The 12,823-nt window shown below is 54.9% G+C and carries 11 protein-coding genes; 9 read left to right on the top strand and 2 right to left on the bottom strand.

Translation table 11 applies throughout. The features are described 5' to 3' along the window. The first annotated feature begins 16 nt into the window (after positions 1 to 16). Positions 17 to 931, top strand: coding sequence for a 16S rRNA (adenine(1518)-N(6)/adenine(1519)-N(6))-dimethyltransferase RsmA (gene rsmA / locus HMPREF1292_RS09900; RefSeq protein WP_023019753.1), 915 nt, complete (start codon positions 17 to 19; stop codon positions 929 to 931). Between the two features lie 83 nt (positions 932 to 1,014). Further along, positions 1,015 to 2,010, top strand: coding sequence for a 4-(cytidine 5'-diphospho)-2-C-methyl-D-erythritol kinase (locus HMPREF1292_RS09895; protein ID WP_369707486.1), 996 nt, complete (start codon positions 1,015 to 1,017; stop codon positions 2,008 to 2,010). Position 2,011: 1 nt separating this feature from the next. Here HMPREF1292_RS09895 and HMPREF1292_RS09890 read toward each other — a convergent pair whose 3' ends face one another. Beyond that, a complete protein-coding gene (locus HMPREF1292_RS09890) occupies positions 2,012 to 3,337 on the bottom strand; it encodes a hypothetical protein (protein WP_027017659.1) in 1,326 nt (441 codons plus the stop codon). Positions 3,338 to 3,473: 136 nt separating this feature from the next. On the opposite strand from HMPREF1292_RS09890, the gene HMPREF1292_RS09885 reads away from it, so the two are divergent. The 5 genes from HMPREF1292_RS09885 to HMPREF1292_RS09865 all read left to right on the top strand — a co-directional run bounded on the left by HMPREF1292_RS09885 (position 3,474) and on the right by HMPREF1292_RS09865 (position 8,199). Further along, positions 3,474 to 5,294, top strand: coding sequence for an ABC-F family ATP-binding cassette domain-containing protein (locus HMPREF1292_RS09885; RefSeq protein WP_023019750.1), 1,821 nt, complete (start codon positions 3,474 to 3,476; stop codon positions 5,292 to 5,294). 100 nt (positions 5,295 to 5,394) lie between these two features. After that, entirely contained in the window at positions 5,395 to 5,886 is a 492-nt protein-coding gene (locus HMPREF1292_RS10545; RefSeq protein WP_023019749.1) for a hypothetical protein, read from the top strand. A 63-nt stretch (positions 5,887 to 5,949) separates the two neighbouring features. Continuing rightward, a complete protein-coding gene (locus HMPREF1292_RS09875; protein WP_023019748.1) occupies positions 5,950 to 6,273 on the top strand; it encodes a putative quinol monooxygenase in 324 nt (107 codons plus the stop codon). A 137-nt stretch (positions 6,274 to 6,410) separates the two neighbouring features. Further along, a complete protein-coding gene (locus tag HMPREF1292_RS09870; protein WP_023019747.1) occupies positions 6,411 to 7,472 on the top strand; it encodes an enoyl-CoA hydratase/isomerase family protein in 1,062 nt (353 codons plus the stop codon). After that, a complete protein-coding gene (locus HMPREF1292_RS09865; RefSeq protein WP_034645296.1) occupies positions 7,456 to 8,199 on the top strand; it encodes a DUF1648 domain-containing protein in 744 nt (247 codons plus the stop codon). Before HMPREF1292_RS09870 ends, HMPREF1292_RS09865 begins: the two co-directional genes overlap by 17 nt. 101 nt (positions 8,200 to 8,300) lie before the next feature. Here the strand turns inward: HMPREF1292_RS09865 and glcB are convergent, their stop codons facing one another. Continuing rightward, positions 8,301 to 10,484 (bottom strand): malate synthase G, encoded by a 2,184-nt coding sequence (gene glcB / locus HMPREF1292_RS09860; RefSeq protein ID WP_023019745.1) that lies wholly within the window; start codon positions 10,482 to 10,484, stop codon positions 8,301 to 8,303. A 427-nt stretch (positions 10,485 to 10,911) separates the two neighbouring features. On the opposite strand from glcB, the gene aceA reads away from it, so the two are divergent. Together aceA and rraA are read left to right on the top strand one after the other, a co-directional pair. Further along, a complete protein-coding gene (gene aceA, locus HMPREF1292_RS09855) occupies positions 10,912 to 12,204 on the top strand; it encodes an isocitrate lyase (RefSeq protein WP_021352777.1) in 1,293 nt (430 codons plus the stop codon). Between the two features lie 2 nt (positions 12,205 to 12,206). Then, entirely contained in the window at positions 12,207 to 12,707 is a 501-nt protein-coding gene (rraA, locus tag HMPREF1292_RS09850; protein ID WP_023019744.1) for a ribonuclease E activity regulator RraA, read from the top strand. Positions 12,708 to 12,823 lie beyond the last annotated feature (116 nt).

Genomic DNA, 12,823 nt, shown 5'->3' with positions numbered 1-12,823 from the left:
CTGCTAAACTACCTGCATGGAACACGATTTGGTTGGTGCTGAAACCTCGCGCACGGTAGATCTTTTGGGTCCGGTAGAAATCCGGACTCTTGCTGAGGATATTGGCATCACCCCGACGAAAAAGCTGGGGCAGAATTTTGTCCATGACGCCAATACAGTGCGTCGCATCGTTGATACTGCCGGGGTGCGTGCAGACGATCACGTGCTGGAAGTTGGCCCTGGCTTGGGGTCGTTGACGCTAGGTTTGCTGGAAGCGGGACGGCATGTCACAGCCATTGAGATTGACGACAAGCTAGCTGCGAAATTGCCGGAAACGGTGGCTGCTCGCGCTGGCCATCGTCAGCAAAACTTTTCTTTAATTACAGCTGATGCGCTGCGCATACGTCCAGATCAAGTACACTCCGCATCCCCTGAATCGATCCCGTCTCCCACAGCTTTGGTTGCTAATTTGCCGTATAACGTCGCGGTACCAGTGCTGTTGCACTTATTGGCGCAATTTCCCAGCATTAACCGCGTCTTGGTGATGGTGCAAGCAGAAGTTGCGGATCGGCTGGCTGCACAACCCGGAAACAAAATTTATGGTGTTCCCAGCGTCAAAGCTGGTTTCTATGGCACTGTGACTCGGGCCGGAACTATCGCTGAGCATGTTTTTTGGCCAGCCCCAACAATCAAATCAGGTTTGGTACGGATCGAGCGTTTCTCGGAAGATGCCTGCCCATGGCCAATAACGCAAGACACTCGAGAGGCTGTTTTCCCACTCGTGGATGCAGCTTTTGCACAACGCCGAAAGACTTTACGTGCTGCTTTGTCTAAATATTACGGTTCGGCGGTTGAGGCTGAACAGGCGCTAAGAGCAGCAGGCATTGATCCTGGTTTACGGGGTGAGAAACTAAGCGTGGCTGATTTCGTCCGGCTCGGTTTAGCCGAATAAAAACAAGATAGATTCTCATGACAGACGATTATTTATTTCGCTCGTCCCCTCGTAGTTCGTACGCGGCAAAGGCGTTTGCCAAGGTGAATTTGCATTTGGCGGTCGGCCCTGCCCGCGCCGATGGCTTCCATGATCTGGTGACTATTTTTCAATCACTGGATCTCGCCGATACCGTGCGGGTTAGCCTGGCTAATGATCAGATTGAGCAGGACGAATCTTCCGGGCACGGACCGGTGCGCGCATTGACTGTGACTGGACAAGATAGTAAATCGGTCCCCAACGATGCTACGAATCTCGCCTGGCAAGCTGTTGACGCCGTTGCTGTTGCTTTGCAAGCAGAACACGCTGGAAAGCTGGAGCTTCCACCGGTGACGGTGCTAATTGAAAAGAACATTCCGGTCGCTGGAGGCATGGCGGGTGGTTCCGCTGATGCTGCAGCCGCGTTGCGTGCTGCTAACTCCTTGTTTGCGGAGCAAGCAAATATCGAGCTGCTGGATGAGTCCGTATTGCATAATATTGCTGCGCAGCTAGGGTCTGACGTCCCATTTTGCTTGCACGGCTACACCGCACTGGGGCAAGGCCGGGGAGAAAAGCTGCATGCTGTGCCCACAACTGGTACGTATCACTGGGCATTGGTGGCCAATGAGCGAGGCTTGTCGACGCCACAGGTATTTGCAGAATTCGATCAGTCGTATCAGGGCAGCCCGCAGCCAGATGCTGGCGGCGGTGAGAAGAAAGGAACACCGGCGGTTCCGCACGATCCGAGCCTAAGTGAGACCACAGCATTAACGGCTGCCGCCCAATCCGGGGATGTGCAACAACTCGCTGGCTTATTACGGAATGACTTGCAGGCGGCTGCATTGCGGCTGCGTCCGGATTTATCCCGCATCCTCGATGCAGGAAGCCACGCTGGGGCACTCGCAGGGATAGTGTCCGGTTCTGGGCCCACCTGTGCATTTTTGTGTGCCGATGAACAGACTGCACACTATGTTGCAACAGAAGTGGAAAAGAAAACAGCCGGTACCCGGGGCATTACTGCCATGAGTCCGGCTGGGGGTGCTGAGCTAATAGAATGTTAAGTTAGCGGGCAATTCCCATTTCCACTGGCGCAAAGTCCAACTCGGTACGGGTGAGCACTTCGCCTTCCTGCAGATCCACCATCAGAAACTCTTTGTTTTCTGCGTCGGTGACGTAAGCGATATCGCCATCGACCTTCAGGATTGGGCCGGGCTGTTGCCACTCATCTTTTTCTTTCCATGGCTTGATAACTTCGATCCGGTCGGTGACTTTGCCGGATTCAACATCGATGATGTTCAAGTAGCCGTCGTAGGTCAAGACCACGCCATCGCCGTCAGCGGTGCGGCCCAGAGAACGGAACCAGTATGAATCCTCGAGTTCTACGGTCTTCATGGAGTAGTCGGTGGTGTCGATCAATACCACGGAGGTTGGGCGCTCAAGGTCAGCGTCTTCGTCAGTTTTGTTGTCGCCGAGGACAATCGGGGAGTCTTCGCTGCCCGCCAGATTACCGGAACGCTGATAGCCGTCTTTCGCGATGTCATTGGCGTCTACCTTGTGGAATTCTTGGGCTTCTACATCGAAGACAATAGGTCCATTGGTGCAGCCAAAGGCGACGTTGCCACCCTTTGCGACTGCTTCGCCGTGAATACCTGGGCAGTCGTCGGTGGATGCCAGAACTTCGTTGTCCAAGCTGCGATATTCGATGCGGTGGCGCTCGTCCTCGGTGCCTACTGTGGTTAGGTAGCTACCGTCTTTGAATGGGACCGCCACACCGTGGTGTGGATCCCCGGATTCTGCGGTTACGATATGCGCCGGACGCATGGTGTCGGTGCCGTCTTCGAGTTCGTCGTTATCGAAGATCGTGATTTCGCCGGTTCCGTCGTCGAAAAGCGCAGTCTTGCCGTCGTGCTGAACCACATGGCCCGGCTTGTCGGCCGGCAAAATGTTGTCAGTCAGCTCAGGGGATTTTTCGTAGTAATGGTTGTGGTCGCCGTGAGGCTGAGTCACAGCGCCGGTGTCGAAGATCGTAAAGCCATCTTTGCCGGAGACATAGAGGTGTCGAGTGTTGCCAGCCGGGTTCAGGCGGTGGAAACCGGAGATTTTTTCTTCATCCACGATTTCGCCGGTGGCTGGGTCGATCGTCGTCAAGCCCTTGTCATGGGAGAGTACGACGCGTTGTGGTAGGGAAGAGACTTCGGTCAGGTCAGCATCATCAGCGCCAGGAGCATCATGGTCGTGGCCCTCGTGATCATGATTGTGGTCATGAGCTTCTGAGGTGGCGGTGGTGGCTTCAGCGCTGGTGGTGTCCTCATTTGGGCTTGAGCATGCGGCCAACGCAAATGAGGTTGCTACGGCCATAGTGACTGTGGAAAATATGCGGCGTTTCATACAAATCACAGTAATGAAAATGAAATCGCCCTGCAAAAAGCTTCTTGGCAGCTGGCTGTGGCCGATTGTGTCCCGCCGTGTGGGCTAGATAGTGCGCTGAGTGAATCGTACGGTTCTACTTTAAGATGGAATCATTATGGTGAACCTGTTAAATGCAGAGAATATCTCGCAATCGTTTGGTCTGAAAACCCTTCTCGACGGTGTGTCGTTGGGTGTGCAATCGGGGCAGCGCATCGGTGTCGTCGGAGTGAATGGCGGCGGCAAAACCACGCTGCTGGAAGTACTCACAGGTTTAATAGAACCCGATGGTGGCCGAGTCTCGCGAAATTCGGATCTACGGATGGCAGTGGTTACCCAACGTGCAGAGTTAGACCCGGAAGCAACGATTGGGCACACGGTGGTCGAGCCGTTGGGGCTAGATACGTACGAATGGGCCGCGAATGCAAAAGTCCGCGATGTTTTGGGCGGGCTAGGAGTAGCCCAGCTCGGGTTAGAAACCAAGGTTGGACAACTATCCGGCGGGGAAAAACGCCGGGTGAATTTGGCGGCGGCTCTCGTGCGCGATTTGGATTTGGTGGTGCTCGATGAGCCAACCAACCACTTAGATGTTGAAGGTGTGCAATGGCTGGCGGATCACCTATTGCATCGGAAAGTAGCCGTATTGGTGGTGACCCACGATCGCTGGTTTTTGGATACTGTAGCACAGCTGACCTGGGAAGTTCACGATGGAAAAGTCGACGTGTACGACGGCGGCTACAACGATTGGATTTTTGCTCGCGCGGAGCGTCAGCGGCAGGCCGAAGCTGCCGAACAGCGGCGACAGAATTTAGCACGTAAAGAATTGGCATGGTTACGTCGGGGTGCGCCGGCACGGACGTCGAAACCGAAATACCGCATTGCCGCTGCAGAAGCACTCATTAAAGATGTCCCACCGGTGCGCAATAGTGTCGAGCTGATGTCGTTTTCTAAACAGCGACTGGGCCGCAAGGTTATCGAGCTGGAGAATGCGCGCTTGGAAACCCCGGATGGGTATGTGCTTGTCGACGATCTGACCTGGCGCTTAGCCCCGGGGGAGCGCGTGGGCTTGGTCGGGGTGAACGGATCCGGCAAAACTACCCTGTTGCGAGCATTAGCTGGCGAGCATGAACTTAGCGCGGGGAAGCGCATCGAAGGCCAGACCGTGCGTCTGGGTTGGTTGCGTCAGGAACTTGATGATTTGGACCCGCAACGTCGCCTGTTGGATGCTGTTGAAGATGTAGCAACCTATGTACACATGGGCAAAAAAGAGTTATCGGCATCGCAACTCGCCGAGCGCCTGGGGTTTAGCCCGAAGCGACAACGTACCCCGGTTGGTGATTTATCTGGTGGTGAGCGCCGTCGTCTGCAACTTACTCGGGTATTAATGAGCGAGCCCAACGTCTTGCTGCTTGATGAGCCCACCAACGACCTTGATATTGATACCCTGCAGGAGCTCGAATCCCTGTTGGATGAGTGGCCGGGCACCCTGGTCGTGGTGTCGCACGACCGCTATCTTATTGAGCGCATTACTGATGCCGCCTATGCCTTGTTTGGTGACGGTAATTTGCAGCATCTGCCGGGCGGAATTGAACAGTATTTGCAGGTACGTCAATCTGCCCAGGATGCTGCTTCGAACGTAACCTTGGATCTAGGTTCTAGTAAGGCTACTGATTTTTCAGAGACAGAAAATAGTGGCGGTACAGGCATTTCTGCGCAGCAAGAACGCGAGATCACCAAAGCACTGCGAGCGCTGGAACGCAAGATGGACAAGCTGGAGAAAACAGAAGCCCAGATTGACGAGAAAATGGCTGTAGCAGCGGAAAAGGTTGATACGCAACGACTGACGGAGCTTAACGAACAAAAGGCAGAGGTTGTTGGGCGTCGAGAAGAATTAGAAGCCGAATGGATGGAGCTAGCTGATCAACTGGAGCCGAAATAATGTAGGTGTGCGGCAGGGCTAACTCTGGGCGTCGGCGCATTTATCAAACACGCTGGGTGAAAGCCGCCGGTTAGGTGGCTGCTTATGTCACCATATAGGTATGGCTTTCTCCCGTAAATTTTTCACCGCGCTCGCAGCTACCACCGTGATCAGCGCAGGTATTCCTGCTGCTGCATCCGCACAACCGGCTTCTTCCGCACAGCCAAACCCGGTCTGGCCGACTCCAGAGGTACTGACGGCTGGGTCCTCGGCTGCCAGCGCTGGTGTAGCGTCCTGGAGTTTGGAACAGGCCACGAAGTTGCACTTGCTGGCTATGGGGCACCACCGAAATGAAGAAGCCCAGCGCATTGCCCAGGACTGGGCTAACCAGGCTGCGCGCGGGGAAGTGGAATTCCACGCCAATGTTGGCCGTGGTCATACTGCTCATGACCGTGGGACGGGCAATATCTACCGGCTGGCTCCGCATGAGGCTGCGCAGCGTATTGCCTGGTTGCTAAGCCCTACGAATCGCACTGGTGATGGCAAGGGATTTGGTGTTTCGGGCGTTGATGCGCACGGCAACGTGTACTTGGCGGAATTTTTCTTGCACTAAATGTGCGTAGCCACACGCTAGCGTTGTGTACGCATCAACTAAATTAAGCGTATAATCGAGAACATGATCTTGATTAACGTTTCTTACCAAGTAAAGCCAGAGTACGCCGAAAACTTCCTGGAAGAGGTTTCCTGGTTCACGGAAGCTACTCAGGCAGAAGAAAAGAACCTGTTCTTCGACTGGTACCGCGACCCTCAGGATGCCAACCACTTCATGCTGGTAGAAGGCTTCACCGATGATGGTGCGGAAGCACACGTTACCTCTGAGCACTTCCAGCGTGCAACCGAAGAGATGCCAAAGTACCTGGTTGAAACCCCGAAGATCATCAACACTTTGATCGAGGGTAAAACCGAGTGGGACGAAATGGCTGAATTTCAGGTCAAGTAGTTCCAGGTGAAATAGTCGTAGTGTAGCTTTCACGCTACGTGCTGTACCCGAGGGCTGTAGTACTAATCCTGGCTCCGTAGAGGAGCGGGAGTGCTGCAGCCCTCACTTTATTGCGTTAACTGTGCCACAATGGGGCTATGACTGATGGTGCTATGACTGATACACAGGATCGCCAAGTAATTAGTTCTGTTTGCAATGGAACGGGAATTCTTGAACTCAACCGCCCGAAGGCGCTGAACTCCCTGAACTTGGAGATGGTGGAGATTATTCACCGGGCGCTGGATGCATGGGCGAGAGATGATTCGGTTACGCAAGTACTGATCTATTCCAATAACCCGAAAGGCTTTTGTGCCGGTGGTGATGTACGCGCGGCACGTGAACAAAGTCTCGCGGGCAATAAGGCCGGAGTCGACGAATTCTTCCGCAAAGAATATGCGCTTAACGACGCCATCGATAAGTTCCCGAAACCATTCATTGCACTCATGGATGGGGTGGTCATGGGGGGTGGTACCGGTATTAGCGCTTTTGGCTCTCACCGTGTGGTGACCGAGAAAACTTTTGTTTCCATGCCAGAGATGCTCATCGGGTTTATTACAGATGTCGGCATGACATATTTTTTCCAGCGCATGGTCGGCTCGCGGGGTAAGGCGTCTCGTGCCTTGGCGCTGTACCTGGCGACGACCGCCTACCGCATGAAGGCCGCAGATCTGCTGTGGACTGGCTATGCTACCCACCAGATTGCCTCCGACGATGCCGATGCTTTCCGTGAAGCAGTTATCGAATCCGGATACGCGGCTGCGGTGGAAAAATATGCGAATACGAACCCGGATACCGCGCCGTTGGCCTCGCAGATTGAGACCATCGAGGAAGTTTTTGCGCAGGATTCCTGGGCTAAGGTCGTCACAGCTTTGGAGCAGTGTGCGGATAAAGCATTCGTCGCTGGCGTGAATGACACCTTGAAACATGCATCGCCGACTTCGCTGGTGGCAGCTGCGGAAATTTTCCGCGCAAACGCCCAGGTTGATTCGCTTGCCGACGCCTTGGATAACGAATACCGGGTTGGCGAATACTTGCGCGGCCGCCCTGATTTCGACGAAGGTGTGCGCTGTGTACTGGTCGATAGAGACGACGAACCGCAGTTCCAGCCGGATACAATTTCTGAGGTTCAGGAAGGTGAGATCCGTGAGCTCCTCCGGTAACAAACAGGATCTTCTTCCGAAGCCGAAGTTTCAGTTCGGCTGGCACCTAGCGTGTACAGCAGCCATTTTTGCCGCGTTGGGGTTTATTTGGCTCAACTGGCATGCCATCCCGGACCCGATGCCCACGCATTTTAATGCTTCCGGGCACGCAGATGGCTTTACCAACAAATCATTTCCCGCCGCGATAGCTCACGTTGGCCTTGGGCCAGCGATTACTACGGCAGTGTGCGCGGGAGCTTGCGGCATTGTGGTGGGAATTGCGAACCAGACCAAAAATGGTTTGCAAGATAAACCAGAACGTTCGATTAATCGACAACGCCTACTCACGCAGTTAATGCAGCCCGTGTTGGGAAAGTTTAGTTTCGCGTTCGTGGTGGTGCTGTTGGTTAGCATTACCGCCGGATTGTTTGAATTTGGTTTCTTGGGTACCGGAGCACTGAGCGTGTGGTTGCTCATTGGTGCGATTATCGCAGTAGGCGTCGGCATTGTGCTGCGCAGTGCGCAGATCATGCAGGAATTGGATAAGCGCTATCCACCGGACGATCCCCGAGACAAGCTCAAGTATGGAATGTTTTATCACAACCCGGATAACCCGAGGCTATGGGTAGAGCTGGAGTCAGGGATGAATTTCACCCTGAACTTCGCGCACCGCACTGCCTGGTGGATCGCCGGAATTTTTATTGTGTTGATTCTGTCGATGGTGGCGCTGCCGATAATTTTGGCCTAGCCCCTGAATTTTGCTACAGGGACTAGGCCATGTGGAGTTCGTGTACGTGTACCACTGCGCTGTTTCAGTGCTTAAGCACACCAGGACGAACCGGTGAATTGTTAAGCGTTTTTCGCTTTGAACTCACGACGACGAGCATGCAGGATCGGCTCAGTGTATCCGGACGGGGACTCGGTGCCCTTGAAAATCAGGTCGCGAGCTGCCTGGAACGCCACTGACTCGTCGAAGTTCGGAGCCATATTGCGGTAGGCATCGTCGCCAGCGTTTTGCTTGTCGACGACTTCCGCCATCTTCTGCAGCTCCTGTTCGACGAAGTCTTTACTGACGACGCCGTGCTCAATCCAGTTAGCCAGCAGCTGTGAGGAAATACGCAGGGTAGCGCGGTCTTCCATCAGGGATACGTCGTAAAGATCTGGGACCTTGGAACAACCGACACCTTGTTCTACCCAACGAACCACGTAGCCCAGGATGGACTGACAGTTGTTGTCGACTTCTTCCTTCTTCACCTCATCGGACCAGTCTGGGTTTTCAGCAACCGGGACGGTCAAGAGGTTGTGGAAGTTGTCGCGCTCGCCGGCCTTGCGGAACTCTTCCTGCATCTGCGGAACGTTGACGTGGTGGTAATGAGTGGCGTGCAAAGTTGCGCCGGTAGGGGACGGCACCCAGGCGGTCGATGCGCCTTCTTTCAACTGCCCGATCTTCTTGTCCAGCATGTCTGCCATCAACTCGGTCATGGCCCACATGCCTTTACCGATTTGTGCCTTACCAGGCAGCCCCAGTGTGATACCGGTGTCGACGTTGATGTCTTCGTAAGCTTGCTTCCATGGTGCGGTCTGCATATCAGCCTTGCGCACCATCGGTCCAGCTTGCATGGAGGTGTGGATCTCATCACCGGTGCGATCCAGGAATCCAGTGTTGATGAAGGCAACGCGCTCGCTGACCGCGGTGATCGCAGCGGCCAGGTTGGCCGAGGTACGACGTTCTTCGTCCATCACGCCAACCTTCAGGGTGTTCTTTTCCAAGCCCAGCAGCTTTTCCACCGAGGCGAACAAATCGTTGGTAAACGCAACCTCGGCAGAGCCGTGCTGCTTTGGCTTCACGATGTAGATCGAGCCCGCACGGGAGTTCTTCCGAGGGTTATCCGATTGCAATCCTGGGATAGCGCAGGCGCTGGTCAAAACAGCGTCCATGATGCCTTCGAAGACTTCCTCGCCGTCGACCAGGATGGCCGGGTTGGTCATCAGATGACCGACGTTGCGCACTAGCAGCAGGGCGCGACCGTGCAGGGTCTGCTCGTTGTCAGAAAGATCCGTGTAAGTGCGGTCGTCGTTGAGCTTACGGGTGATGGTCTGGCCGCCCTTTTCCAGCTCTTCTTTCAGCTCACCGGTGTTCAGGCCGAACCAGTTGTGGTAGCCCAGGGTCTTGTCTTCACCGTCGACGGCGGCAACGGAGTCTTCGAAGTCCACGATGGTGGAGGTGGCTGATTCTAGAATGACGTCTGAAACCCCAGCCTTATCGGTTTTGCCGATGGGATGTTCTGGGTTGATCTGGATCAGGATGTGCAGGCCGTTGTTGCGCAGTACCACCTCGTATGGTGCGGATTTCTCGCCATTGAAACCGACGAGCTGTTCGGCATTGGCCAGGCCGGTGGTGGAGCCATTCATGGTGACTGCCAGCTTGTCGCCGTCGATGGCATAAGACTCGGCGTCGGCATGCGAACCGTTTGCCAGTGGAGCAACCTCGTCCAGGAAATTGCGGGCCCAAGCGATGACTTTGTCTCCCCGGACCGGGTTGTAGGAATCACCTGGCTCAGCGCCGCCTTCTTCCGAGATAGCGTCTGTGCCGTACAAGGCGTCGTACAGCGAGCCCCAACGCGCATTAGCTGCGTTCAGTGCAAATCGTGCGTTGAGAACTGGAACGACGAGCTGTGGGCCAGCAACTTCGGCGATTTCGGAGTCCAGGTTGGCGGTAGTGACAGCAGTTGGTGCTGGTTTGTCTTCCAAGTAACCGATCTCGCGCAGATACTTTTCGTGTTCTGCAGGATCTGGCTGGCCTGGGTTAGTGCGGAAGTGCTCGTCGAGGGTCTTTTGCAGCTCGTCGCGGCGCGCCAGCAGTTCCTGGTTGCGCGGGGTGTGCGTGCGGATGAGGTCTGCAAAACCATTCCAGAATTTGTCGGCGTCGATGCCGATGCGTGGCAGGACGGTGCCGTTGACGAATTCGTAGAGGGTGTTGTCGACGTTGAGGCCTGCAACCTCTGTGCGTGGGGTGGTGTCTTTGCTAGTCATAAAACTCCTTCTAATCCTCGCGGTCAGACCCTCAGGGGAGTAGGTGAGCCTGTGTGAGTGGACACTCACGATGGGCGTTCACTGTGCCCCGGGGCATGAGACCACAATAAGTGAATTGCCTCACTGTGTGTAGTGTGGTTCCGGAATCACGCAATTTCACCCCTGTTCGAATATCGAAAATAACTTAAGAAAACAGTCCAATCGTACTGTTTTAACAGTATGTTCGTACTGTTTGACTTCGACGTTCATGCACCGCACAGGGGTTTTTGTTCTGCGGGTGCTGTTTAGCGGGTATTTTCACCTCGAAAACTTATGTGAATTCCGCCACTACCCCCGTCGTCTGTAGATCACATGCAATTCTTGACGTGATTGGTTTCATGACTCATTATGTGAATCACCTCATAAGCCAACGAGAAAGGGAGTTGCGATGACTACTACCGGTCAAGCACGTACCGCCGCAGAAATCCAAAAAGATTGGGATGAAAACCCTCGCTGGGCCAACGTCACCCGTGATTACACGGCAGAAAAGGTAGCCGAGCTGCAAGGCAATGTCGTCGAAGAGCACACCCTGGCACGCCGCGGCTCTGAGATCCTGTGGGACGAGGTCTCGAAGGGCGATGGACATTACATCAACGCCTTAGGTGCCCTGACCGGTAACCAGGCTGTACAGCAGGTCCGCGGTGGTCTGAAGGCCGTGTACCTGTCCGGCTGGCAGGTTGCTGGTGATGCCAACTTGGCTGGCCACACCTACCCAGATCAGTCGCTGTACCCAGCGAACTCCGTTCCGCAGGTGGTTCGCCGCATCAACAACGCACTGCTGCGTGCCGACGAGATCGCTCGTGTCGAAGGCGATGACTCCATCGACAACTGGTTGGTTCCTATCGTTGCCGATGGTGAAGCCGGATTCGGTGGTGCACTGAACGTATACGAGCTGCAGAAGGCCATGATCAACGCCGGTGCTGCAGGTACTCACTGGGAAGACCAGCTGGCTTCCGAAAAGAAATGTGGCCACCTGGGCGGTAAGGTTTTGATCCCTACCCAGCAGCACATCCGCACCCTGTCGTCTGCGCGTCTGGCAGCCGACGTCGCTGGTGTTCCAACCGTCGTTATTGCACGTACCGACGCAGAAGCTGCAACCCTGATCACCTCGGACGTTGACGAGCGCGACAAGCCATTCATCGAAGGTGACCGTACGGCAGAAGGCTACTACCACGTACGCCCAGGCATTGAGCCTTGTATCGCACGTGCAAAGTCCTATGCGCCGTACTCCGACCTGATCTGGATGGAAACCGGTGTCCCAGACCTGGAAGCCGCGAAGCAGTTTGCCGAGGCCGTCAAGGCTGAATTCCCAGACCAGAAACTGGCTTATAACTGCTCGCCATCGTTTAACTGGTCCAAGCACCTGGACGACGAGACCATCGCGAAGTTCCAGAAAGAACTGGGTGCCATGGGCTTTACCTTCCAGTTCATTACCCTGGCAGGTTTCCACTCCCTGAACTACGGCATGTTCGACCTGGCACACGGTTACGCACGCAACGGCATGACCTCGTTCGTCGAGCTGCAGAATAAGGAATTCGCTGCAGCAAAAGAGCGCGGCTTCACCGCCGTCAAGCACCAGCGTGAGGTCGGTGCCGGTTACTTCGACAACATCGCCACCACCGTCGACCCAACGTCGTCGACCACTGCACTGAAGGGTTCCACTGAGGAAGGCCAGTTCTAATCATGGCGATCCAATTCGTTCCCACCGCCGATATCGGAGACATCCACGGTGAACAGCTACGCAGCTGCGACAAGCAGTTCACCAACTACGGAGGAAAAACCGACTTTTGCGGCAAGATTTCCACCATCCAGGCAATTCAAGATAATGCCTTGGTGAAAGAAATCTTGAACCAACCGAACGAAGGCGGAGTCTTGGTCATCGATGCCCAAGAAAATCTGCATACCGCTATGGTCGGCGACATGATCGCTGGCGCAGGCGCGGATAACGGCTGGGTCGGGATCATCGTTAATGGAGCCATCCGGGATTCCCAAGAAATCGGCACTATGAATATTGGTGTCAAGGCTTTGGGGACCAACCCGCGCAAATCTGCGAAAGATAAGGTTGGCAAAGTCGATATCACCGTGCAATTTGGTGGCATCGAATTTGTCCCTGGCCAGTACGTTTACGCCGATGCCGATGGCATCGTCGTGAGCGAGGAACCAGTAGAAGCGAAAGAGAGCTAGATTTTTCTAGCATGCGGTGGCCGGTTGGTGCTGCGCTTAGCAGCACCACTGAGCTCACCCACCCGCAACCCGGATACAAACCCGGAAGCTAGCAAGTGTGAGAGTTAGCTTCCGGG

The organism is Corynebacterium sp. KPL1995, from assembly GCF_000477935.1.
GTDB classification, from domain to species: Bacteria; Actinomycetota; Actinomycetes; order Mycobacteriales; family Mycobacteriaceae; genus Corynebacterium; species Corynebacterium pseudodiphtheriticum.
This window is presented reverse-complemented; position numbering and strand designations above follow the sequence as displayed.

What these genes read in the sequence shown, in the direction of transcription:
- rsmA (WP_023019753.1), top strand. Translation starts at nt 17, where the DNA reads ATGGAACACGATTTGGTTGGTGCTGAAACCTCGCGCACGGTAGATCTT.
- aceA (WP_021352777.1), top strand. Translation starts at nt 10,912, where the DNA reads ATGACTACTACCGGTCAAGCACGTACCGCCGCAGAAATCCAAAAAGAT.
- HMPREF1292_RS09890 (WP_027017659.1), bottom strand. Translation starts at nt 3,337, where the DNA reads ATGAAACGCCGCATATTTTCCACAGTCACTATGGCCGTAGCAACCTCA.
- glcB (WP_023019745.1), bottom strand. Translation starts at nt 10,484, where the DNA reads ATGACTAGCAAAGACACCACCCCACGCACAGAGGTTGCAGGCCTCAAC.
- HMPREF1292_RS09885 (WP_023019750.1), top strand. Translation starts at nt 3,474, where the DNA reads ATGGTGAACCTGTTAAATGCAGAGAATATCTCGCAATCGTTTGGTCTG.
- HMPREF1292_RS09870 (WP_023019747.1), top strand. Translation starts at nt 6,411, where the DNA reads ATGACTGATGGTGCTATGACTGATACACAGGATCGCCAAGTAATTAGT.
- HMPREF1292_RS10545 (WP_023019749.1), top strand. Translation starts at nt 5,395, where the DNA reads ATGGCTTTCTCCCGTAAATTTTTCACCGCGCTCGCAGCTACCACCGTG.
- rraA (WP_023019744.1), top strand. Translation starts at nt 12,207, where the DNA reads ATGGCGATCCAATTCGTTCCCACCGCCGATATCGGAGACATCCACGGT.
- HMPREF1292_RS09875 (WP_023019748.1), top strand. Translation starts at nt 5,950, where the DNA reads ATGATCTTGATTAACGTTTCTTACCAAGTAAAGCCAGAGTACGCCGAA.